This is a genomic window from Nitratireductor arenosus (genome assembly GCF_009742725.1).
Taxonomy (GTDB): domain Bacteria; phylum Pseudomonadota; class Alphaproteobacteria; order Rhizobiales; family Rhizobiaceae; genus Mangrovimarina; species Mangrovimarina arenosa.
Genome location: NZ_WPHG01000002.1, coordinates 894,659 through 917,289, shown reverse-complemented (window position 1 = coordinate 917,289; position 22,631 = coordinate 894,659). Strand labels below are relative to the sequence as shown.

The following is a 22,631-nucleotide window of genomic DNA, read 5'->3' as shown; positions in this document are numbered from 1 at the left end:
TTGATCAAACCCGTCTTATTGACTCCCGACACATTCGCCCCGTTCGGTCGGGTTCTGCAGCCGGGTCTGGGAGCCGTGAAGACGATTCGCGACGGCGCGGTGCGGCTGTCGCAGAATCCGGACTTTCTCGACCACGACGGCGACGCCGTCGATCTCGCGCTCGATTTTTACGACGTGGCCCCGCACGGCGCCCGGCTCGACGCGGTCCAGGCCGAGCGCCATCCGCATTCCGCCCAGCTTTTCGTACCGCTCGTCGAGGCGCGCTACCTGGTGGTCGTGTGGCCGGAGCGGCCGGACGCCGCCGCCGCGCTCGCCTTTGTCGGCGGCCCCGGCCAGGCGGTGATCTACAAGCCCGGCATCTGGCATCACGGCATCGTCGCCCTCGAACGCCAGACATCGTTCGCCTCGCTGCTGTGGCGCACCAAAACCGGCGGCGACACGGAATTCTTCTCCCTGCCGGCGCCGGTCGTCATCGATCTCGAGAGGCCGGCCCAATGAGGATACTGACCGCCGACATCGGAGCGCGTTTCGTGGATATCGCGCTTTCGGCCGACGGTTTCTTTCATGCCCGAAAATACCCGATCGGCGCGCGCGCTCCGGCCCCAGTCCTCCTGGACGCCGTCGACGCTATGCTGGCGCAACGTGGTCTCGCGCATCGCGATCTGGCGGAGATCCGCGTCGGATCGACGGGCGCGGTCAACGCGCTGATCGCGCGTTCCGGTCCCCGGATCGGTCTGGTCGTCACCCGCGGTTTTGCCGACACTTTGGCGCTCGCGCGCCAGAACCGGATCGACCTTTACGATCCCGTCGCCCGCTCCGCGGGACCGACCTTCCTGGTGGCGCGCGACGACATCGTCGAGATCGACGGGCGGATAGCGGCCGACGGCGGGGAGGCCGAGCCGCTCGATCCCGATGGGCTGGCGCGGGCGGCGGAGCATTTTCGCCAGAACGGAATCGCCAGCATCGCCGTTTGCCTGCTGTTTGCGCATCTCGACCCGACGCACGAACAAAAATGCCGCGCCAGCCTGGCAGCCGCGCTGCCGTCGGCCGACATCGTGCTGTCGCATGAGATCGACGCGCAGCCGCGCGAATACGAGCGCATGGTGTCGACCTGCGTCGAAGCGTGGTTGCGGCCGCGCGAAACCGGGATGATGGACGGTTTCGCTGTCGGCCTCGAAACGAAAGGTTTCGCCGGCACGATCCGCTACGCCGATGCCGGCGGCGCCCTGATCGCGCAAAAGCAGGCGCGCCGGCGGGTTTCGTCCTTGCTCGGCAACGGCCCCGCCGCCGCCATCCGTCTCGCGGCGGCGGTCGTGCGTGTCGAAAACCATGGCCCCGCGATCTCGCTCGACATCGGTTCCACCAGCACCGATTTCGCGCTCGTCGACCGACAAGGCCCGGCCTCTCTCACCGAAACGCTGTTCTGCGGCGTGCCGTTGCGCCAACCGATGGTGGACATGGAAAGCATGAAAATGGGCGGCGACAGTCGCTTCGAGACCGGAGAAGGCGGCGAGGCGGCCCTCAGCGACGCGGTGGCCACACGTTTTTTCGCGGGGCGCGCCGATGCGGCCGGTCTGTCGCAGGCCACCGCACGGACCGTCATCGACCGGGCTGAAACCGAGATCGCGGCGCGGATCATCCGTCACAGCGTGCGCCGCAACGTCGACGCGGCCGGCGCGGTACTGGTGGCGATGGGCGGGCTCGGCGGCGTGCTGGCCTGCGGCATCGCCGAAAAGCTGGGCATGGCGACAGTCATCGTACCGGCCGCCCCGGCCGCGGCGGGCGCGCTCGGGCTGCTGTTGAGCGCGCCGGCGCAGTCGGCCGAAACCCAGATCGGCGAGACGGTGACAAAATTGTCCGACGCGGCCCTGGCGGAGGCGGCGCACGCGCTGGCCGAAACCCTTGCCGTGCAGGACGGGGCGAGGGGGGAAAACGTTCCGGTCCCCCCGATCTATTCGATTCGCGCCGCCGCCAACCGGCATATGCATGGTTTCACGCTCCGCCTCGGGGTTGAGCCGCCCATCACCGCGGCGATCCGCGCCGCGATCGACAGCCATTATCGCGAGCGCTACGGCGTCGCCTGTCCCGGCGAGGGCTATCTGTTTTCGTTGAGCGCCCGGATGGAGCACGCCGTTTCGAGCGCGCTGCCGGCCCTGCGCGGCGGTGATGCGCAGCCGGAGCTGGCGCGTTCCGGCGCCGTAGCCACGCCCTGCGGCGATCTGGTGGTGGCAGACGGCTGGCGGGTCGCGAACGCATACGAAACGCATTTTCTCCTGACACGGAGCCTGCATCATGGATGACTCCCGCCTGACGATCCTGCAGATGCGCCTGGACGGGATCGCCCAGGCCATGCAGGACACGCTGTTTCGCTGCGCGGTGTCGCCGGTGGTGCGCGAGGGCAACGACGCCGCCGCCGCGCTGATGGCCGCCGACGGCGAATTGCTGGCGCTGTCGGATGCGATTCCGCTGCTGCTCGGCGCACTGCAGGGCTCGGTCGAGGCGATCCTGGCGCACTATCCGGCCGAGGAGATGCGGCCGGGCGATCTTTATTTCATGAACGATCCCTATAGCGGCGGCACCCATTTGCCCGACATCACCGTGGTGATGCCGGTTTTTGCCGGTCCGACCCTGATCGGCCTTGCCGCGACCATTCTGCACCACCAGGACGTGGGCGGCATCCGCGCCGGCTCGGTTCCGCCCGACGCGGTGGAAATCTTTCAGGAAGGCCTGCGCCTGCCGCCGATGCGGCTGGGGCAGGGCGGCGCCATCGACCCGGCTATGAAACGGCTGATCGAGGCCAATTCGCGCACGCCGGCAACGGTGCTCGGCGACATCGGCGCGCAGATCGCGGCCGCAAATCGCACCGCCGAGGCGCTGGGCACGCTGGCAAGCGAACTGGGCACTGACGGTTTTCTGGCCGCGGCCACCGCCTGTCGCGACCGGGCCGAGGCACAAATCAGGGCGGTGATCGATGCCCTGCCGCCGGGGCCGTTTTTCGGCCTCGACGGTCTCGACCCGACGCCGGGCCTGCCGGAGATCGATGTCCGGGCAAAACTGACATGTGCGGACGGAATTTTCGACGTCGACTTCACCGGTACAACGCCGCAGGTTGCCGCGCCGATCAACTGCGTGCGCTCCGGGCCGCTCGCCGCCGTCTTCTACGCGCTGCTCAGCCTCGCCGGCCCGGCGCTGTTGCGCAATGGCGGCGTGCTGCGCGCCATCCGCCTGACCCTGCCGGAGGCCTGCATCATCAACGCCCGCCCGCCGGCGGCCGTCAACGCGCGCATGGGCGTGGTGCGCGCCACCACTTCGGCCGTGCTGCAGGCCGTCGCCCAAGCCGCGCCCGACCAGATGCCGGCGGCGAATTCTGGCATGTCCTACGTGCTCGCCTTTTCCGGCCGCAACGACGACGGCGCGCCGTTCCTCGTCACCGAGATCATCGCCGGCGGAGCCGGCGGCGGACCGCGCAGCGACGGCGCGCCCGGCATTTCGACCGATGTCGGCAACGCCATGAACATGCCGGCCGAAGCGCTCGAAGGCATGGTTCCGGTGCGGCTGGTCAGCGCGCAGATCCGACAGGGTTCAGGCGGGGCCGGCCGCTATCGCGGCGGCGACGGCATTTGCCGCGTCTACGAGGCGCTGGCCGACAACATTGCCGTGTCGCTGCGCGGCGAGCGTTTTCACCGGACGCCGGACGGGCTACGGGGAGGTGGGGCGCCATCGCATTCGCAGGCGCGGATTTTGCGTGCCAACGGTTCCGAACAAGCCCTGTCGTCGCGCTCGGCGGTGACGCTCGACAAGAGCGATCGGCTGATCGTGGAAAGCTGCGGCGGCGCCGGTTATGGCCAGGCCGCGAACAGATGATGACCGAGGCGGGTGCCTCATGTTCCGGCGCGCGGCTGGCGGACAGGTTTGCCTTTGGGCAAAAAAAGCCGATAAGGCGACGGCTGGGATTCGCAATTACGCTCATTCGTCGAGAGGCGCTCGGTGCTGAACGAGAACGACAAGGAAATATCGCTCACCTTCGCCAAGGGCCTGTCGGTGGTTCTGGCCTTCGAGGGCAACGACCGGTCGTTGTCGATGACCGAGATCGCCAAAAAGGTGAACCTCAACCGGGCGGTGACCAGAAGGCTGGTGCGCACGCTCGAGCAGCTCGGCTACGTTTCCTACGATCGCGGACGCTACGAACTGACCCCGCGCATCCTGCGGCTTGCCCAGGGGTTTATCGAGGGGCGCGGCATCTCGCAGTTGATCCAGCCGATCCTCAGGCAATCCTCGCAAGACATCGGCGAATCGGTGTCCTTCGCCATGCTCGACGATCAGGACGCGGTCTATGTCGCGCACTCCTTCGTGCCGAGCAAATTCACCTTGAACATGGTGACGGTGGGCAGCCGCGCGCCGCTGTTGCCGACGGCGGTGGGCCGGGCGATCCTGGCCTTTCTCAACGATTCCAAGAAGGAGGAGATCATTTCCTCCGAACAGTTCAAGGCCTATACGGAAAAGACCGAAACCAATCACGACCGCTTTCTGAAGCTGTTGAACGCGGTCAAGGAAAAGCGGTTTTCGTTCGCCGAAAGCGAATATGTCGAAGGGGTCAGTTCGCTGGCCGTTCCGGTGTTCGGTTCCAATTTCCGCGTCATCGGCGCCGTGTCGATCATCTTTCCGAGCGGCACCTACACCGCGGCCGAGATCGAACCGGATCTGGTCAACAAGCTGAAGCGCTGCGCCGCCGATATCGGCGGCACCTTCTGAGCGCGGCCGCGGGGCCGGCGGTTTTCGCGGCGTGGGCTGCCTGACATGGCCGAACGCAAGACACGCCTTTTCAAGGGCCTCGATCTCGCCGCCCGCATAAACACGGAAAGCCGCACACTGGCCGCCGGGCTCGACACGCCGCCGGTCTGCCTGGTGCTGGCCGACCGCGACAATGCAGGCGCGCGCGCCTATTGCGAGCGGCAGGCGGCAACCGCCGCGCAGGCCGGCATCGACATGCGGATCGCCGACTATGCCGGCACGGCCAATGCCATTCACGCACAGATCGACGCCATCGCCGCCGCCGCCGACATCGACGCCGCGGCCATGCTTTTGCCCCTGCCGCATGGCTGCGAGCCGGTCGAGGCCGCGCTGCGGCTCGGTCCCGAAAAGGATGTCGACGGCCTGCATCCGCTCAACGCCGGCCGGCTCGCAATCGGCCTGCCGGCGCGACCGCCGGCAACCGCGATGGCGTGCCTGTTATGCGCTGAGGAAATTTTCGGCGCGCTGCGCGGTCTCGACGTGGCGATCGTCGGCGCCTCGCGCATCGTCGGACGCCCGCTCGCCACGCTGCTTCTCGACGCCGAGGCGACCGTCACGCTGTGCCACGTCGCCACAAGCGATCTCGCCGCCCACACACGGGTCGCCGACCTGGTGGTGACCGCCGCCGGCGTGCCGGGCCTGATCGGCGCCGGTCATCTCAAGCCGGGCGCGGTCGTGCTCGACGTCGCAGTCACCGCAACGCCGGACGGCTTGCGCGGCGACGTCGATCTCGCCGCCGTCGACGGCCATGCCGGCCTCGTCTCACACGTGCCGGACGGGGTCGGCCCGGTCACCACCGCCTGCCTGTTCCGCAACATCGTGGAAGCCGCGCTCGCACGGCGCCGGGCGGCGCTACAAGCCACGCGAACGGCTCACTGAGGCAACGAAGGCTCGCCATGACGACAGACGACACCCCCGACATCGCCCTTAAGAATACGATCCGACAGGCAGCGCTCGCCCGGCGGGACGCGCTGGCGCCAAGCTGGCGCGCCGACATCTCCGCCCGGCTGGCCGGCGTCGACGGACCGGCGATCGCGCTCGATCCGGGGGCCGTGGTCGCCGGGTTTCATCCGATCCGTTCCGAGCTCGACGTGCGTCCGTTGCTGGCGCGGCTCGCGGACCATGGCGCACGAATATGCCTGCCGGCGATCGTCGATGCCCATACGATCCTGTTTCGGCGCTGGATACCGGGCGCGGCGCTGGTCGAGATGGCGCTCGGCACGGTCGGGCCCGGCGATAGCGCCGAAGCGCTCGATCCCGACGTGATCCTGATGCCGCTGTCGGCCTTCGACCGCCATGGCGGCCGCATCGGTTATGGCGGCGGGTTCTACGACCGGGCGATCGCGGCCTTGCGGACGCGGGGCCTGTCGCCGCGCCTGATCGGCGTCGCCTTCGACTGCCAGCAGGCAGACCGCGTGCCGACCGAGCCGCACGATATCGCGCTCGACGAGATCCTGACCGAATCGGGCCTGCGCCGCCTGCCTTATTGAGCGCGGCATGCCGCGCGCTTGTCGCGACGTCCCGCGTGGCTTGTGCTCGGTATCGTCTTCAAGACCATTCCATCGTCCCGTTCTCACCCCGACCGTCGCGTACCGCGATAGCTGAACAGTCACGACGCGCTGTCAGGCCGGTTTGTCCCCCGGTATCGATCGGCCATTGTTCGATTTGCTCGCGCGCGGCATTCGCGGCACACTGTTGCGGCGCGAGAGATCGCGGTGCGTGGCGTAGCGGAGGGAAACGGTGAGCGACAGCTATCGGGAAGTGACCCGGACCTCGTGGTTCGGACGCATCGGCAATTCGATCGGCGGTGTCGTTTTCGGCCTGCTTTTAATCCTCGCCATGATCGTGGGCCTGTTCTGGAACGAGGGCAGGGCGGTCCAGACCGCCCGCTCGCTTGCCGAGGGCGCCGGTATCGTCGTGTCGGTCGGCGCTGAGCGCATCGACCCCGGCAAGGAGGGAAGCCTGGTCCATGTCGCAGGCCGGGTGACGACCGACCAGGAGCCAGCCGATCTCGCCTTCGGCATCACCGCCGAGGGAATCCGGCTCGAGCGCAAGGTGGAAATGTATCAGTGGCGACAGAAGGCCAGTTCGGAGACGAAAAAAAAGCTCGGCGGCGGCGAGGAGACCGTCACCACCTACAGCTATGATCGCAGCTGGTCGGCGCAGCCGATCGACTCGGGCAGCTTCAAGAAGCCGGAAGGCCACCAGAACCCGGCGATGCGCTACCGCAGCCAGGATTTCCAGATTGCCGCCGCCAAGCTTGGCGCCTTCGATCTCGACGGCCAGGTACTCGGCCGGATCGGCGGCGGCCAGGAAGTGCCGATCACGCCCGGCCTGCTGCCTTCGATCGAGCGTGCCTTCACCGGCGGCGAGCCGCTGTCGATCGCCGACGGCCGCATCTATCTGGGTGACAATCCGGCCACCTCGCGGATCGGCGACTACCGTATCGCCTATCGGCTGGTTCCGCTCGGCACCGTCAGCCTCGTCGCACGCCAGGCCGGAACCGGCTTCGCGCCGTATCAGACCGAGGCCGGCGACCGGCTGTTGATGGTGGAAACTGGCACGGTGGCGCCGGAAAAAATGTTCGCCGACGCCGTCACCGGCAACACGGTCTTGACCTGGGTACTGCGGATCGGCGGTCTGGTTTTGTTGATGGTCGGCTTTTCCCTGATCATGCGCCCGCTCGGCGTGATCGCGGACGTCATTCCCTTCCTCGGCAGCCTGGTGCGCATGGGTACCTCGGCGGTGGCGTTCGTACTTGCCGTGCTGGTCGGTTTCACGACGATCGCGATCGCCTGGTTCTGGTACCGCCCCTTGCTTTCGATCGCGCTGATCGTGATCGCGCTGGCCGCCGCATGGGTCGTCGGGCGTCTTGGCAGGCGACAAGCGGCCGAACAGGCCCCGGCTTAAGCGCGCCTTACGGACGGGCGATGGCGATACGGCCCTGGCCGCGCCGCGAGCCTGCCTTGGGAAGATAGGCTTCGATCAATTCGGCCATATGGGCGTTGCGCGCGCGCGCGGTTTTTTCGCCCATCACCACGGCTACGACACGGCGACCGTCCCGGCCGACGGAGGTCGCCAGGTTGAAGCCGGACGCGCGCGTATAGCCGGTCTTGATGCCATCGGCGCCGCGGACCGTCTCCAAAACCTTGTTGTGGCCACGTATGGTCTTGCCGCGATAGGCAAAGCTGGTCAGCGAAAAATAGGGATAATAGGCGGGAAAACGCCGCCTGAGCGACATGCCGAGCTTGGCCATGTCGCGCGCGGTGGTGCGCTGGCGCGCATCCGGCAGACCGGAAGCGTTGCGGAACACGGTGCCGACCATACCGAGTTGACGCGCCTTGGCCGTCATCATCGCGCCAAAACGCTCCTCCGTTCCGCCCAGAAACTCCGCCACGGCAGTTGCGACGTCATTGGCCGATTTGGTCGCCAGCGCCCTGATCGCGGTATCGGTGGGCAGGGTCTGGCCGGCCTTGAGGCCAAGTTTCGAGGGTGGCCGGCTTGCCGCGTAGGCCGAAACCGGGATCGGGGTGTCGCGGTTCACGCGGCCCTGTTCCATCGCCTCGAACAGGAGATAAAGCGTCATCATCTTGGTCAGCGAGGCCGGGTAGCGCGCGGAATCGGCGTTGCGCGCGAAAAGCACGCGTCCGTCGCGCGCGTCGACAACGATCGCGGCGTATTTCGACGACGAGGAGGAGGTCGAGGTCGGAACCGCCGTACGCAGGGTTTCCGAAGTCGAGCAGGCCGCGACCAGAACGACCAGGCCCAGACAGAAAAAACTCCTGGCAAGAAAGGCGAGCGCCGCAACCCCGCTTTTTTTGTGACGATCCGGCCCCCGCGCCGCGGGGCTGCAAAATTCACCCGACGATATGTCCATGCCCACGCCCATTTCGTTCCCCACTCCCGGCGGACCATGCCACGCCAAGCTTTCCCAAGGCTATTCACATCACATATGATTGCAACCGCGCCGCCGGCAATTCTGCCGGCCGCCCATGCGCATATGGAATGAATGCACCGGTCGCGGGGGCCGCGCCGGGCGTCATTGTCCGACAAAACACAAGGCGTACGGGCCCGGCTTGCACAGCGCGCCCAGTTGGGGCAGATGGGCGGTATGTCCGTTGCCGCATATCCGCTTCCGCTCGATCACCTGGTTCTCCCGACGGCCGACCTGGCGACGGCCAGCGACCGTCTTTCCGCTTTGGGCTTCACGGTCGCGCCGACCGGCACTCATCCCTTCGGCACAGTCAACCGCTGCGTTTATTTTGCCGATGGCTGTTTTCTGGAGCCGCTCGCGATCGGCGATCGGGGCCGGTGCGCCGCCGCGATCGCCGAGGGCAATGTGTTCGTGGCCCGCGACGACGCCTTTCGCCAAGCCCGCGGCGAGGAGGGGTTTTCCGCGATCGTGTTCGCCACGCCGGACGCCGAGGCCGAACACGCCCGTTATGTTTCCGGCGGCATCTCACCGGGAAAGCCGCTTTCTTTCGCGCGCCCCTTCGTCGACGCGGACGGACAAGCGGGAGAGGCGAGCTTCAGGCTGGCATTCGCCACCATCGCCGGTTTCGACGAGCCGTTCTTCTTCGCCTGTCAGCGCATCGGCGTTCCCGCCGTCGACCGCTCCGCACTGGAAGCCCATGAAAACGGTGCACGCCGCCTGGCCGGTGCGATCGTGATCGCCGACGACACGGACCCGATCCGACAAGCGATCGCCACGATCGCCGGCGCCGCCGCGCCGCCCGGCGCCGGGCCCGCCACGCTGGCGTTGCCGAACGCGGCGATCGAGGTGATGCGGCCGGACGATTACCGCCGCAGGTTCGGCGCCAATCCGGACTGTGGACGCTCCGGTTTCGCGCTGATACGCGTCGGGGTCGACGACATCGAGGTCACCCGCGCGCTTTTGACAAGCCGCACCATCGTCAACCGTATTGTCGGCAATGGCGTGTTGGTGCCGCGCGCGGCCGGGCAGGGGGCCGACATTCTTTTCGAGGCCGGAGCAGCATCATGACGCCCAATCCCGAAATCAGGCTCGAGGGCGGCGCCGTCTTCGCCAACCGCGGACCGCTGGCGCTGATCGCCGGCCCGTGCCAACTCGAAAGCCGGCAACACGCCTTCGACATGGCCGGCGCGCTCAAGGAACTGACCGCCGGCCTCGGCCTCGGCTTCGTCTACAAGACCAGCTTCGACAAGGCCAACCGGACTTCCCTGGGCAGCACGCGCGGGGCGGGCCTCGACACCGCCTTGCCGATCTTTGCCGATCTGCGCAGGGAACTCGGCGTTTCGGTGCTTACCGACGTTCACACCGCCGAACAATGCGCGCCGGTGGCCGAGGTCGTGGATGTACTGCAGATACCGGCCTTCTTGTGCCGGCAGACCGACCTTCTGGTCGCCGCCGCGCGAACCGGAAAGGTCGTCAACGTCAAGAAGGGACAGTTTCTCGCGCCCTGGGACATGAAGAATGTCGTCGCCAAGGTCACCGGTTCGGGAAACCCCAATGTGCTGGTGACCGAGCGCGGCGCTTCCTTCGGCTACAACACGCTGGTCTCCGACATGCGCGCCTTGCCGATCATGGCGGAGATCGGCGCGCCGGTGATCTTTGACGCTACCCATTCGGTCCAGCAGCCCGGCGGGCAGGGCGCCACGTCAGGCGGCGACAGGCGGTTCGTGGCGACCCTGGCTCAGGCGGCGGTCGCGGTCGGCGTGGCCGGCGTCTTCATCGAAACGCACGAAGACCCCGACAATTCGACCTCGTCCGACGGCCCGAACATGGTTCCGTTAAAGGACATGCCGGCGCTGCTGGAGCGATTGATCGCGCTCGACCGGGTCGCCAAGAGCTGAGCATCGCACGGGTTACAAGGTTCTAAGTTTTTGTTGACGCACCGGATTTTGCCGAAAACCGGTTCCCATGCCCCGGTCCGATGCTCTAGGCTGCCCGGGTTCATTCAAGGAGGCAGCAATGTCAGTCGCACGCGTCACCGAAATCACCGCATCCTCCGAAAAGAGCTTCGACGACGCCGTCGAGAAGGGCATCGCACGCGCGGTGAAAACATTGAAACACGTTACCGGGGCCTGGATCCAGGAACAGAAAGTGACCGTCGAGGACGGCAAGATTTCCGCCTACCGGGTCAACATGAAGGTGACCTTCATCCTCAAGGACTGAGCCCTTTCGCGCACGCATAGGCGCGCGACAATCACCCGTCGCGCTCGCCGCCTGGCGGGAACGGGAGCTGTCGCCGTGCTGGCCGGTTGACCACCCGTCATCCTCGAACGCGGATCGAGGAACGGACCGTCAGTTCCGCAGTTCCTCGATCTGGCCCGCGAACCAGGCGACGTCGTTTTGCCATACCGACCAGTCCGGGTGCTTTTCCACCAGTTCGGACATGATGCGATGGCCTTCGCGCAGATGCTCAATCGCCTTGGACGGCTCGCTTTCGGCCCGGTAGATCAGCGAGAATTTCGCATGGCTGACCGCCACGTCGCGCTGCCAGTCGGGATTGGCCGGGTCTGAATTGGCCAGCCCCTCGATGATCGCCGCACGGGCCCGGTATTCGGCCATCGCGTCGGCATATTTCTGCTGCTCGTAATAGACGTCGCCGATCTTCTCATGCGCGATGGCGACGTCGCGCTTCCAGGTGACGTTGAGGGGGTCGGACGCGGCCAGCTTTTGCCGGATTTCCAGGCTGTCGCGCTGGTGGGCCAGCGCATCGTCCATCTTCTGCTGCGCGATCAACACCTTGCCGATCTTTTCATGCGACAGTGACAGGTCGCGCAGCCAGGCCCTGTTCTGCTCATCCGTCGCCACCAGCCGTTCGGCGATCTCCATGCGTTTGCGATAGCTTTCCAGCGACGCGTCGAGATTGCCCAGCGAGAACTGCGCGTCGCCGATCTTCTCGTCGGCGATCGCCAGGTCGCGCAGCCATATGGTGTTTTGCGAATCGGTTTCGATCAGCCCCACCGTCGTCTCGCGGCTGTCGTTCAGCGTCTTCAGCGCCTCGTCGTATTTGCCCTGCTGCAGCATGATGTCGGCGAGCCGGCCGAGCGCCACGGTCACGTCGCGCTGCCAGATCGCGTTCCGGGCGTTGGAATCGGCCAGTTCCTTGATGATCGTGTGCGCGCGTTCGAGTTTCTCGCGGGCAGGAGCGAGGCGTCCGAGATAGATTTCGGCGTCGGCGACGTACCAAAGCCCCGCATAAAGGTCGAAGCGCCAGCCGGCGTTCTGGGGATCCTTTTCCACCAGTTCCTCGCGGATCACCAGGCTGGCCTCGTGGGCTTCCAGCGCGCCCTCGAGATCGCCGGTTGCCGCGCGGATGCGTCCGATACGTTCGTGGGCGGTCGACAGATCGCGCTTCCAGGTGACGTTGAGCGGGTCCTTTTCGGCGAGTTCGCGCGCCATTTCGGCACGCTGGCTGTAGGCATTGAGCGCCCCGGCCAGATTGCCCTGGGCGACCAGCACGTCACCGATCTTTTCGTGCGACAGCGACCAGTCGCGTTTCCACACCAGATTGTCCGGGTAGGCGCGCGACAGCGAGGAGATGATCTTTTCGGCGGTCGAGAACGCCCGCAGCGCCGCCGCCAGATTGCCCTGCGAGACGCGGATGTCGCCGATCCGGTTGAACACCACGGAATAGTCGCGCCGCCACACCGCGTTGTCGGGGTCGCTCGCGACCATCTCCAACAGGATGTCGCGCGAGCGTTCCAGCTTTTCGACCGCGCTGGCGAGCCGGCCCATGCTCACCTCGACATCGGCGACGTTCCACAGCGAGCCGTTGACGTCGAAGCGCCAGTTCATGTTGTTCGGGTCGCCTGCGGCCAGATCCTCGCGGATCGACAGCGCCCGGCCAAACGCCTCCAGTGCCTCGACCAAATGCCCCTGGGAAAACAGAACGGAGCCGATCCGCGTCGCGGAATAGGCGAGGTCGCTCTGCCATTCGGTGTTGTTGGCGTTGCTCGCCGCCAGCCGGTTGACCGGCTCGGCCCCGGCGTTGAACGCGGCAAGCGCGCGGGCCAGATTGCCCTGGCTCTTCAAAACGTCGCCAACCTTGCCCCACGCCACCCCGAGATCGCGCTGGAACAAAGTGTTGTCCGGCTCGATATCGGCAATCTGCACGGCGGCGTCGAGGCGCCGTTCAAACGCCTCCAGAGCGCCGGCGAGGTCGCCGATGTTCAAAAGCACGTTGCCGATCCGCTCGAAGGCGACCGAATGATTACGGATCGCGTGCAGATCGTCGGGATTCTTGTCGACATGCTCCTGCGAGATGGTCGCAGCCGCCTTGTAGAAATCGAGCGCGCGGTCGAGCCGCCCCTGCGCCTTGGTGATGTCGCCCTGTCCGAACGCGGCCCAGATCCGGTTGCTGATCTGGCCGTCGTCGCGCGCCCGTGTGCTGGCTTCCCGGAAGGCGCGCAACGCCTGCGCGGTCGAACCGGAATCGCGCGAGGTGTAGGCGAAATTCATCCAGGTCTGGATATCCTCGGGCTGGAGTTCGGCGGCTTGCCCGAAAAACCGCGCCGCCTTGCCGACATCCTTGGGCCATGCCAGCGAGGCGATATGGCGGGCCGCCTCGGCGGCCTCCACCCGCTGCGCGGTTTCGATTTCGGCCGCCGCGCGGGCCTGGGTCGCCTTGGTTTCCAGCACCTCGGTGAACAATTCCTCCGCGGCGGTCTCGTTGCCCTCGCGCAAGAGGGCGAGCGCGCGCTCGGCGCGGTTGTCGTTGCGCTTGATCAGCGCCTTGCCGGCCTTGGAAATACCGTCGAGGATGCGCTGCCTTTCCTCCTGCGTCAGGTCCTGCTGACCGTCGAGACCGGCGCTGCGGACATAGGCCGCGCCGATCTCGGCGAGTTCTTGGTTGCGGGCGTTTTCCTGGCGCAGCTTCTCGACCTCGACACGCAAGGCCACGGCCTGGGGATCGTTGCTGCACCGGTCGCCGGCCAGACAGGCTTCCGGCGCGCCGCCGCGAATAAGGATTTCCGGGATCTGGGTGAAATTCGCGGCCGTGGTGCGTTCGATCACCCGCTTGGAGACGCGATCGAGCATCTGGGCGAACGGCGCGGTGGGCTCGTTCTCCATCCAGTGGAACAGCGCTTCGGCGAAGGGCGAATGCGTGCCGGGCAAGCCGTCCTGGGCGAGCTGGCCGGCACGTGTCGAGGTGATCAGCAGGAAACGCGACGCGCTGTCGGGAACGGCGAAGCTGTCGAAGGACAGCGGCCGCGCGCCCCGGTCGAGACATTGCTGCGCCTTGAACGGGTCGTTGCGGCAGGCATCGAGAATGACGATCTTCTGGTCCGCGCCCTCCATCGCCTCCAAAACGTCGTCCAGGAGCACTTCGCGGCGGGCCTTCCAGGTGCCGCAGGACAGTTCCATGTCGGTCGGGGCAAGCACATTGCCCTCGGCGGTCTGCATGCCGTGGCCGGCATAAAAAACCAGCGCGACGGCCGCGCCGTCCGCCATATCCTCGAAATCCTCGAGCGCGTCCTCGAGCGAGCCGCGATCGAGATCGAAGCAGCCCGGTTTCGCACCGTCGCAACTCATCACGTCGAAACCGTTGGTCATCAAGGTCTCGGCGAGACGCGTCGCGTCGCCCACCGGATTGTTGAGCGCACTCATATTCTCATAAGCGTTGTTGCCGATGATCAGCGCGACCCGTTCCGCCGCGGTCGCCATCGCGACCGGTGCGAACAGCGTCGCGACCGCGATCATGCCGAGCGCTTTTACGCATCGTCGCATAGCCATTACCACCCATAAAACCCGGCGCAGGCGACTATATCATATGGGCGACAAGATGGCCAAAGCGCCGAAGCGTCAAGATGCGAAGCAATCCTCGCCTTTTTTGATCTATCGCAAGGTGTAAATTCCGACTGCCCGCACGATGTCGAAGAACAGCAAAAACGGAGACGGTTCATGTATGACACGATCCTCGTTCCGGTCGACCTCGCCGACAGCGGCAAGGCACCTGCCATGATCGCGGCGGCCAGGAAGATGGCCAATGACGGCGCGCGCATCGTGCTCGTCCACATCGTCCAGGACATTCCAACCTTCGTTGCCGCCGAACTGCCCGGCGGGGTCATGGAAAAGACGCAGAACGAGGCGCGCAAGACACTGGAGGCGATGGCGTCCGAATACGGCGCGGGGATCGAGGTTGACGTCGGGATCGGCCAGCCGGCCTCGGGCATTCTGGCCGTGGCCAAGGAAAGACAGGCGGACGTGATCGTCATCGCCTCGCACAAACCCGGCCTGCAGGACTATCTGCTCGGCTCCACGGCGGGCCGTGTGGTGCGCCACGCGACTTGTTCCGTACATGTGATGCGTTAGCCTTACCGGCCATTTCGCGGCGGGATCGGCTAGGGATCGCGGGCCGGTGATCGCGCGGCTTGTCGCGATGGCCGATCGCGCGCCATAATCGGTAAAATGGTCGACCGACACTCCGCTTTCGCAAAGTCGCTCGCCAGCGCTTGCCGTGATGGCGGGAAGGGCGCCCGCCAGCCAGGCGATCGGCCGACCGGTGGCAGCGGCCCCGCGCTCAGGCCGAAAACCCGGCGCAAGACGCAGCGCCCGCGGCTCTTCAAGGTCATCCTCGTCAATGACGATTTCACGCCGCGCGACTTCGTCGTGGCGGTGCTGAAGGCGGTGTTCCGGGTCTCCGAGGACCAGGGCCGCCGCATCATGATGACCGCGCACCGGCGCGGCGTGTGCGTGGTCGCGGTCTATACAAGGGACGTGGCCGAAACCAAGGCGACCGAAGGCACCGAAGCGGGCAGGGCAGCCGGTTATCCGCTGATGTTCACCACCGAGCCGGAGGAGTGACATCGCACCCGGTCGTGACGCGGTCGGGCTTGCTGGGGCACTCCGGCAGCAGCCTGATCGCGAACCGGCAGGGGGTTGCCGAGACCTCCGCCTGGCTACTTACAGTTTTGCTCCCGGCAGGCAGCTTGCCTGCCTCACCCAATCCGCGATCCGGGCCTCGTCCAGCGCGTCGTTCTCGTGGAAGTTGACGTATCGCGTGCCTTCGACCTTGGACGCCACCGGAGGCACCGGTTCCAGAGACGTCCCCCGCATGAAGGTCAACTGGACGTATTTCCTGTAGCAGTACATGGCGAGGAACCACCCGTCTTCCTTGCCGTAGAGGGGCGTGTTCCATTTGACTGCCTTGCGGACGGCGGGATAAGTCCGTTCGACGATTTGGTCCAGGCGACGCCCAATGTCGCTTTTCCATCCTGGCATGGCGGCAATATAGGCCTGCACGGGCGCATTGCCTTCGCCCTTGGATATCTGGGGGTTGCCGCTGGATAGCAGTTTTGGTTTGTTCTTCTCGCGCATGGCGACCCAGATACCACAACACATTGCGGTGGTCGAACGACCGGGGACCACGAGCCGGCGGGAGGCTGCCTGACGCATCGCCGACCTGGCCACGCATCGTATCGCCGTATAGCCGCCACATATCAAAGTCGCATAAGATATATTATGGAACTTTTTGCCTGGATGGAAACGGCCTGAATATCCAGAAGCCGACCTTGTCGCGGTCCGGCGCCGCCGGTGGCTCGACCGCCTGCTTGGCGTCGGCCCAGGCCGCGCGCCGCCATTGCTGAAAGATCGGCATCCACAGCCATGACAGGCCCAGCAGGCCGGAACGGAAAACCGTGAGCACGAGATGCCGCCATCCGGTCTGCTGGCGCCGGTGGTCGTCGATATAATCGAGCCCCGCGCACTGAAACGCGTATCCGGTTTGCCGGCCGACAATCGTTTCCCTGTAGCGTTCGATATCCGGCGCCCGGCCGTAGAGCCGTGCGTAGTCGTGCGTGGCCCGCGCGATGGCGACGCCGAGATCGTAGCGCGTATGCGCGCGCACGCCGCTTGAAACCAAAAGCAGATGGGCCGAAATCGGACCGGTCATCGTCAACCGGCCGGCAAGGCCATGATAGCGCCGCCACGGACTGGTGGCCGGGTCGCGCATTGTCGTGCGCATCGCCGCGCGATAAATCTCATAGAAGCGAACGATCGTCAGATAGGCGAATTCGGGATCGCGGCGCGTCGCGAGAAAACCCATCCAGCGCTGCGTCGTGCGCAGATAGATCCCGGCAAACAAGGTGTGGACGCGCCGCGCCGGCAGATCGGACATTGCGGCGAAGCATTGCTTGTCGGCCTCGATGCGACCGACGACCGCCAGTGCCTCGTCCCGCAACTGCTCGACAAGGCGCGCCTCGGCCCGCCTGTCGTAGCCTTCGCTCGGCCGCGGCCGCGTTGCGTCCCCCCTTGACATAAAACGATGATAGCAAAACCGGTCGAGCCGGTCACCCACCTCCTCAGGCGGCGATGTCGCAGACCCTCGCGCCGGCCGCCGCCGCCAAGGCGCCGGGCTCGCAGGAAAACACCGCGTCATGCGCGCCGGCCGCCGCCCAGACGATGTCGAAATCGCACAAATCCCGGTCGGCGAAGGCCGCGACCGGTTCCAGATGGCCGAGCGGCGCCACGCCGCCAATGGCGAAGCCGGTGCGCTCGCGCACCAACCGCGGATCGGCGCGCGCCAGATCCTCGCCGGCCAGCGCGGCCGCCTTGGCCTGGTCGAGCCGGTTGACGCCCGAGACCAAAAACAGAAACAGTTTTTCGGTGCGCGCGCCCTGGAAAATCAGCGATTTGACGATCTGGGCGACGCCGACGCCGCATTGGGCAGCCGCTTCCTCGGCGGTTCGGGTCGATTCGCCCATGCGCCGCACTTCGATCGACAAACCGGCAGCAGCGGCGGCGGCGCGCACGCGCTCAATGCTCTTGCTCACCGAATTTTCCCTTCAGATTCAACATCATAAAATCGAAAACTCAAGTACGAGTCCATCGTGGCCCGGCACCACGTGATCCGGCGTCTCGCGCAGCACCGTCTCATAGTCGAGCGGCACGTGCATATGGGTCAGCACCGCCTTTTTGGGCGCCAGCCGACCGATCCAGCCAAGCGTTTCCTCCAGTGACAGATGCGAGGGATGCGGCCGGTATTGCAGCGCGTCGATCACCAGCAGGTCGAGGTCGAACAGCCGGTCGACCGTGTCGGGCGGAAAGTCGCTCACGTCCGGGCAATAGGCGAGGTCGCCGACGCGAAAGCCGAGCGAGACGATCTCGCCATGGATCTGCGGCAACGGCGTGAAGGTCAGCGCACCGCCCTCTCCCGTGATCGTCACGGCGGCGTCATGGTCGATCTCGTGCGCGTTCAGGATCGGCGGGTAGGAACTGCCGGCCGGCGTCTCGAAACAATAACCGAAGGCGGCGCGCAGCCGCTCCAGCGTCTGGCGGTCGGCATAGATATCCATCAGCCGGCGCTGCTCGAGCACGTAGCCGCGCAGATCGTCGACCCCGTGAATGTGGTCGGCATGCGCATGAGTGTAAAGCACGGCGTCGAGCCGGCCCACGCCGGCGCGCACCATCTGCTCGCGAAAATCCGGCCCCGTGTCGATGACCACCCGCGTCGCGGCGCCGTCGGGCCGGATACGCTCGACCAGCGCCGACGCGCGCAGGCGCCGGTTGCGCGGATTTCGTGGATCGCATTGGCCCCAGTCGCCGGTGATGCGCGGCGTGCCCGGCGAAGAGCCGCAGCCGAGGACCGTCAGCCGCAAACGGTCTGGCGCCGAACTCATGAACGTCCGCCGCCCGCCGATCGCGGGACCTTGGAAAACAGGCGGAAGAAATTCTCCGTCGTCCTGGCGGCGAGGTCGTCCGGCGTCAGGCCGAGCGTGTCGGCCAGGACGGCGGCTGTGTGGGCGACGAAGGCCGGCTCGTTGCGTTTGCCGCGATGCGGCGGCGGCGCCAGATAGGGCGCGTCGGTTTCCACCAAAATCCGGTCGTGCGGCAGATCGCGCGCGATCGCGCGCAGCTCATCCGATTTGCGAAAGGCAAGGATACCGGAAAACGACACGTAGCCGCCGAGCCTGATCCCGGTTTCGGCAAGCTGCCGGCCGGAGGAAAAACAGTGCAGGACGAACGGGAATGCGCCTCTGCCCGTTTCCTCCTCCAGGATCGCGGCCATGTCGGCATCGGCGTCGCGGGCGTGGATGACCAGCGGCAGGCCGGTCTGGCGGGCGGCGGCGATGTGCCGGCGCAGGCCGGTCGCCTGGGCCGCGCGCGGGGCCTTGTCGTAAAAATAATCGAGCCCGGCTTCGCCGATCGCCACCACCTTGGGATGGGCTGCGAGCTGCACCAGTTCGTCGGTGGTGACGTCGGTCTCCTCGCCGGCATTGTGCGGATGGGTGCCGACCGAGCAGTAGACGCCGTCATAAGCCTCGGCGATCGCCAGGATCTCGGCGAAACGCCTCACCCGCGTCGAGATCGTGACCATCAGGCCGATGCCGGCCGCATGGGCGCGCGCGACCACCTGGTCGCGTTCGGGTGCGAAATCGGGGAAATCGAGATGGCAGTGACTGTCGACCAGCATGATGTTTCCGTTGTCAGCCGGCCGCAGCGCGATCCTGTTCGACATAACGCGGGAAAACCGGCGCTGGCGGCGGCAGCGGATCGCCCGGCGCCAACACCTGGCCGAGATCGGCGAAAGTCCGGCGTTCGGGGACGACGGCCAGAAGATCGAGCAGCTTGGCCGCCGCGTCCGGCACAAAGGGTTGGCACAGGATCGCCACCCGCCGCACCGTTTCGGCCGTCACGTAAAGCACAGTCTGCATGCGCTGTGGATCGGTCTTTTTCAGCGCCCAGGGCTCCTGCCCGGCGAAATAGCGGTTGGCCTCCGACACGACGCCGAAGATCGCGGCGAGCGCTGTGTGGATCGCCTGGTCGGCAATCGCCTTGCGGGCGGCGTCAAGCGCGCCGTCGCACTGATCAAGGATCGCCTGATCCGCGTCCGTCAGCATGCCCTTGTCGGGCACCCTGCCCGCGCAGTTCTTGGCGATCATCGACAGCGAGCGCTGCGCCAGATTGCCGAGATCGTTGGCCAGATCGGCATTCGAGCGGTTGACAATCGCGTCATGGCCATAGCTGCCGTCCTGGCCGAACGGCACCTCGCGCAGGAAGAAATAGCGTACCTGGTCGAGGCCGTAATGCTCGATCAGCGCGAACGGGTCGACGACATTGCCGACCGATTTCGACATTTTCTCGCCCTTGTTGAACAAGAACCCGTGCGCATAGACGCGCCTGGGCAACTCGATGCCGGCCGACATCAGGAAAGCCGGCCAGTAGACGGCATGGAAACGCACGATGTCCTTGCCGATGACGTGGAGGTCGGCCGGCCAGTAGCGCCATTTCTGTGCGTCGTCGTCGGGAAAACCGCAGGCGGTGATGTAATTGGTCAGCGCGTCGACCCACACATACATGACGTGTTTTTCATCGCCCGGCACCGGCACCCCCCAGGAGAAGGTCGAGCGCGACACCGACAGGTCGCGCAACCCCGACTTGACGAAGCTGATCACCTCGTTGCGCCGTTCGGCCGGACCGATGAAGTCTGGATTGGCCTCGTAATGGGCAAGCAACCGCTCCTGATAGGCCGAAAGCCGGAAGAAATAGGTCTCTTCCTCGTTCCACTCGACCGGCGAACCGAGCGGCTCGCGGCGCACGCCGTCCTCGCCGACGATCGTTTCGCTTTCGTCGAAATAGGCCTCCTGGCGCACCGAATACCAGCCGGTATAGCGGTCGAGATAGATGTCGCCATTATCGGCCATGCGCTGCCATATCGCCTGGCTGGCCTGTTTGTGGCGCGCTTCGGTGGTGCGGATGAAATCGTCGTTGGAGCCGCCGAGCGCCTCGACCATGGTGCGGAAGATTTCAGAATTGCGGTCGGCCAGCGCCTGCGCCGAAACCCCTTCCTTTTCGGCCGTCTGCTGCATCTTCAGCCCGTGCTCGTCGGTGCCGGTCAGGAAAAACACGTCCTTGCCGTCGAGCCGGTGGAACCGCGCCAGCGCGTCGGTGGCGATCACCGTGTAGGCATGGCCGATATGCGGCTTGCCGTTCGGGTAAAAGATCGGCGTTGTCAGGTAGAAACTGTCTTGGGGCATGAAAATTCGTGTCCGAAAGGATTGACGGCGGTGGGATAGCGCATTGCGGCTGCCATGGCCATCCTGCAATCGACCGCGCGACCGGGCGGCGGACCGATCAGCCGGCGAGCGCGGCGTGCATGGCGCGCATCAGCCCGGCGACGTGTTGGCGCTTGTCGAGATTGTAGGTTTCGGCCTCGACGATGGCGCGGTTGGCGTCATGCCAGAACTGCGACAGCGCGTCCGCCCGCGCCAGGGCGCCGGAATGCGCGGCCTCGACCGCGAGCGCCGCGGCGTGGTCGAGGACGTGGCGGTTGAAGAGCGAAAAGGCCATCGTCCGGTCGCGCGCGGCGGCCGCATCGGCAAGCCGCCATGTCTTGGCGACGTCGAACCGCGCAACGGTGGCGATCTCCTCGATCGCCGCCGCGATTTCCAGGCCGCCATATTGGGTCAGCAGGATCGCCTCGCGCACGCTGCCGCCGGCGCGCGCCATCAGCGCCTTCGCTGTTTCCGTGTCTTGCGGCGCGATGCCGAGACCGGTCAGCGCACTGGCGAAGTCCGTCTCCGCGAGCGGCTGCAGCCGCACGATCTGGCAGCGCGAGCGGATCGTCGGCAGGAGGCCGCCCGCGGCGTGCGTAATCAGGATGAACTGGGTGCGCGCCGGCGGCTCTTCCAGGTTCTTCAACAAAGCGTTGGCCGCGTTCTGGTTCATGTCGTCGGCCGGATCGATGATCACCACCCGGTAGCCGCCATCATGGGCGGTAAAAGACAGGAAACGCTGGACCTTGCGGATCTCCTCCACCGTGACCGCGGTGCGGAACGCCTTAGTGCGCTCGTTGACGGGACGGGTCAGATGCAGGATCGAGGGATGCCCGCCATTGGCGATCAGCTTGAACAGCGTCGTTTCGGGATCGGGCGCGGCAAGGGTTTCAGGCGCATCGGCGGCATCGGGATAGCGCAACAGATGATAGGCGAGATGAAACGCCAGCGTCGCCTTGCCGATGCCGCGCGGCCCGGCCAGCACCAGTGCGTGATGCAGCTTGCCGGCCCGGTGCGCCTTGGCGATCCGCGCCACAACGTCCCCGTGACCGAACAGGATCGGGTTTTCCGCCGGCTCCGGGATATCCTCGAGCGTGTCGTGCTGTAGCGCGCCGCTGCGTTCGAAACTCATTCTTCGGCTGCCACCATCTCATATTGTTCGAGCAGGTCGGCGACGTGACCGGCAACGGTCGCGGCGACCTCCTCCTCGCTTTCGGACGCGTCGATCACCTTGCAGCGCTCGGGATCGCTGCGGGCGATATCGCGGAATGCATCGCGCCGCCGCCGGTGAATGTCCAGCGTTTCCTTCTCGTAGCGATCGGCCTGCCCTTCCCCGCGGCGCGCATTGGCGCGGTCGAGGCCCTCGACCGGGTCGATGTCGAGGATCAACGTCAGGTTGGGGATCATCTCGTTGACCGTGACCCGTTCGAGCGCGGCCATGAAGGCGGGGTCGAGCCCGCCGGTGACGCCCTGATAGACGCGCGAGGAATCCATGAACCGGTCGCACAACACCATCGTACCGCTTTCGAGCGCCGGACGGATCACCTGCTCGACATGGTCGGAGCGCGCGGCGGCGAACAAGATCGCCTCCATGGCCGGCCCGAACGGTTCGGCCGCCCCCGACAAAAGCACGTGGCGGATTGCTTCGGCACCGGGCGAACCGCCCGGCTCCCTTGTGACGAGCACGTCGTAGCCCCGCGCGCGCAGCGTGTCGGCCAGAATGCGGATCTGGCTCGACTTGCCGGCACCCTCGCCGCCCTCGAAAGTGATGAACAATCCACGCTGCACGGCCGATTTGCCCTTTCTTCGGCTGTCGGCCGCCTTCTTACTGCCGCGGGCCGGCAAAATCCATGCATATG

Annotated in this window: 22 protein-coding genes; 12 read left to right on the top strand and 10 right to left on the bottom strand. The window is 66.1% G+C overall.

Features of this window, described 5'->3' with window-relative positions; genetic code table 11:
* From GN330_RS11430 to GN330_RS11400, 7 genes are all read left to right on the top strand, one after another.
* The gene (locus GN330_RS11430) at positions 1-498 is read left to right on the top strand and encodes an ureidoglycolate lyase (protein WP_197435121.1); all 498 of its coding nucleotides are present in this window, start codon (positions 1-3) and stop codon (positions 496-498) included.
* Positions 495-2,300 (top strand): hydantoinase/oxoprolinase N-terminal domain-containing protein, encoded by a 1,806-nt coding sequence (locus tag GN330_RS11425; protein ID WP_156712762.1) that lies wholly within the window; start codon positions 495-497, stop codon positions 2,298-2,300. The genes GN330_RS11430 and GN330_RS11425 overlap by 4 nt, the downstream gene beginning before the upstream one ends.
* The gene (locus GN330_RS11420) at positions 2,293-3,864 is read left to right on the top strand and encodes a hydantoinase B/oxoprolinase family protein (RefSeq protein WP_156712761.1); all 1,572 of its coding nucleotides are present in this window, start codon (positions 2,293-2,295) and stop codon (positions 3,862-3,864) included. The genes GN330_RS11425 and GN330_RS11420 overlap by 8 nt, the downstream gene beginning before the upstream one ends.
* A 123-nt stretch (positions 3,865-3,987) precedes the next feature.
* A complete protein-coding gene (locus GN330_RS11415) occupies positions 3,988-4,752 on the top strand; it encodes an IclR family transcriptional regulator domain-containing protein (RefSeq protein WP_156712760.1) in 765 nt (254 codons plus the stop codon).
* Positions 4,753-4,797: 45 nt separating this feature from the next.
* Positions 4,798-5,670, top strand: coding sequence for a bifunctional 5,10-methylenetetrahydrofolate dehydrogenase/5,10-methenyltetrahydrofolate cyclohydrolase (locus GN330_RS11410; protein WP_156712759.1), 873 nt, complete (start codon positions 4,798-4,800; stop codon positions 5,668-5,670).
* 17 nt (positions 5,671-5,687) lie between these two features.
* Positions 5,688-6,281 carry a 5-formyltetrahydrofolate cyclo-ligase gene (locus GN330_RS11405; RefSeq protein WP_156712758.1) on the top strand — a complete coding sequence of 198 codons (594 nt, stop codon included), beginning with the start codon at positions 5,688-5,690 and terminating at the stop codon, positions 6,279-6,281.
* Between the two features lie 250 nt (positions 6,282-6,531).
* Positions 6,532-7,701: a TMEM43 family protein gene (locus tag GN330_RS11400; protein ID WP_343040566.1), complete on the top strand. Its 1,170-nt coding sequence runs from the start codon at positions 6,532-6,534 to the stop codon at positions 7,699-7,701.
* Positions 7,702-7,708: 7 nt separating this feature from the next.
* Here GN330_RS11400 and GN330_RS11395 read toward each other — a convergent pair whose 3' ends face one another.
* Positions 7,709-8,668: a D-alanyl-D-alanine carboxypeptidase family protein gene (locus GN330_RS11395; RefSeq protein ID WP_156712941.1), complete on the bottom strand. Its 960-nt coding sequence runs from the start codon at positions 8,666-8,668 to the stop codon at positions 7,709-7,711.
* 234 nt (positions 8,669-8,902) lie between these two features.
* On the opposite strand from GN330_RS11395, the gene GN330_RS11390 reads away from it, so the two are divergent.
* The 3 genes from GN330_RS11390 (at position 8,903) to GN330_RS11380 (ending at position 10,945) form a co-directional block, all read left to right on the top strand.
* Positions 8,903-9,793: a VOC family protein gene (locus GN330_RS11390; RefSeq protein ID WP_156712757.1), complete on the top strand. Its 891-nt coding sequence runs from the start codon at positions 8,903-8,905 to the stop codon at positions 9,791-9,793.
* The gene (gene kdsA, locus GN330_RS11385) at positions 9,790-10,623 is read left to right on the top strand and encodes a 3-deoxy-8-phosphooctulonate synthase (protein WP_156712756.1); all 834 of its coding nucleotides are present in this window, start codon (positions 9,790-9,792) and stop codon (positions 10,621-10,623) included. Before GN330_RS11390 ends, kdsA begins: the two co-directional genes overlap by 4 nt.
* 118 nt (positions 10,624-10,741) lie before the next feature.
* Complete coding sequence (locus GN330_RS11380; protein ID WP_156712755.1) at positions 10,742-10,945, top strand: dodecin family protein; 204 nt, start codon at positions 10,742-10,744, stop codon at positions 10,943-10,945.
* A 129-nt stretch (positions 10,946-11,074) separates the two neighbouring features.
* Here the strand turns inward: GN330_RS11380 and GN330_RS11375 are convergent, their stop codons facing one another.
* A complete protein-coding gene (locus tag GN330_RS11375) occupies positions 11,075-14,512 on the bottom strand; it encodes a caspase family protein (RefSeq protein ID WP_156712754.1) in 3,438 nt (1,145 codons plus the stop codon).
* A gap of 168 nt (positions 14,513-14,680) precedes the next feature.
* Here GN330_RS11375 and GN330_RS11370 point away from each other — a divergent pair, with 168 nt between their 5' ends.
* Together GN330_RS11370 and clpS are read left to right on the top strand one after the other, a co-directional pair.
* Positions 14,681-15,091, top strand: coding sequence for a universal stress protein (locus tag GN330_RS11370; RefSeq protein WP_156712753.1), 411 nt, complete (start codon positions 14,681-14,683; stop codon positions 15,089-15,091).
* Positions 15,092-15,187: 96 nt separating this feature from the next.
* On the top strand, positions 15,188-15,583 hold the full coding sequence (clpS, locus tag GN330_RS11365; RefSeq protein WP_156712752.1) for an ATP-dependent Clp protease adapter ClpS: 396 nt from the start codon (positions 15,188-15,190) through the stop codon (positions 15,581-15,583).
* 99 nt (positions 15,584-15,682) lie between these two features.
* Here clpS and GN330_RS11360 read toward each other — a convergent pair whose 3' ends face one another.
* The 8 genes from GN330_RS11360 to tmk all read right to left on the bottom strand — a co-directional run bounded on the left by GN330_RS11360 (position 15,683) and on the right by tmk (position 22,560).
* The gene (locus tag GN330_RS11360) at positions 15,683-16,096 is read right to left on the bottom strand and encodes a DUF1801 domain-containing protein (protein ID WP_343040565.1); all 414 of its coding nucleotides are present in this window, start codon (positions 16,094-16,096) and stop codon (positions 15,683-15,685) included.
* Between the two features lie 142 nt (positions 16,097-16,238).
* Entirely contained in the window at positions 16,239-17,036 is a 798-nt protein-coding gene (locus tag GN330_RS11355; RefSeq protein ID WP_156712751.1) for a DUF5995 family protein, read from the bottom strand.
* Positions 17,037-17,079: 43 nt separating this feature from the next.
* Positions 17,080-17,550, bottom strand: a complete 471-nt coding sequence (locus tag GN330_RS11350; RefSeq protein WP_343040564.1) for a YbaK/EbsC family protein — start codon at positions 17,548-17,550, stop codon at positions 17,080-17,082.
* 24 nt (positions 17,551-17,574) lie between these two features.
* Positions 17,575-18,396, bottom strand: a complete 822-nt coding sequence (locus tag GN330_RS11345) for an MBL fold metallo-hydrolase (RefSeq protein WP_156712750.1) — start codon at positions 18,394-18,396, stop codon at positions 17,575-17,577.
* On the bottom strand, positions 18,393-19,190 hold the full coding sequence (locus tag GN330_RS11340) for a TatD family hydrolase (protein ID WP_156712749.1): 798 nt from the start codon (positions 19,188-19,190) through the stop codon (positions 18,393-18,395). The genes GN330_RS11345 and GN330_RS11340 overlap by 4 nt, the downstream gene beginning before the upstream one ends.
* A gap of 13 nt (positions 19,191-19,203) precedes the next feature.
* Positions 19,204-20,754, bottom strand: coding sequence for a methionine--tRNA ligase (gene metG / locus GN330_RS11335; RefSeq protein WP_156712748.1), 1,551 nt, complete (start codon positions 20,752-20,754; stop codon positions 19,204-19,206).
* 97 nt (positions 20,755-20,851) lie between these two features.
* Positions 20,852-21,904, bottom strand: a complete 1,053-nt coding sequence (locus GN330_RS11330) for a DNA polymerase III subunit delta' (protein WP_156712747.1) — start codon at positions 21,902-21,904, stop codon at positions 20,852-20,854.
* Positions 21,901-22,560: a dTMP kinase gene (gene tmk / locus GN330_RS11325; RefSeq protein WP_343040563.1), complete on the bottom strand. Its 660-nt coding sequence runs from the start codon at positions 22,558-22,560 to the stop codon at positions 21,901-21,903. Before tmk ends, GN330_RS11330 begins: the two co-directional genes overlap by 4 nt.
* Between the last annotated feature and the right edge of the window lie 71 nt (positions 22,561-22,631).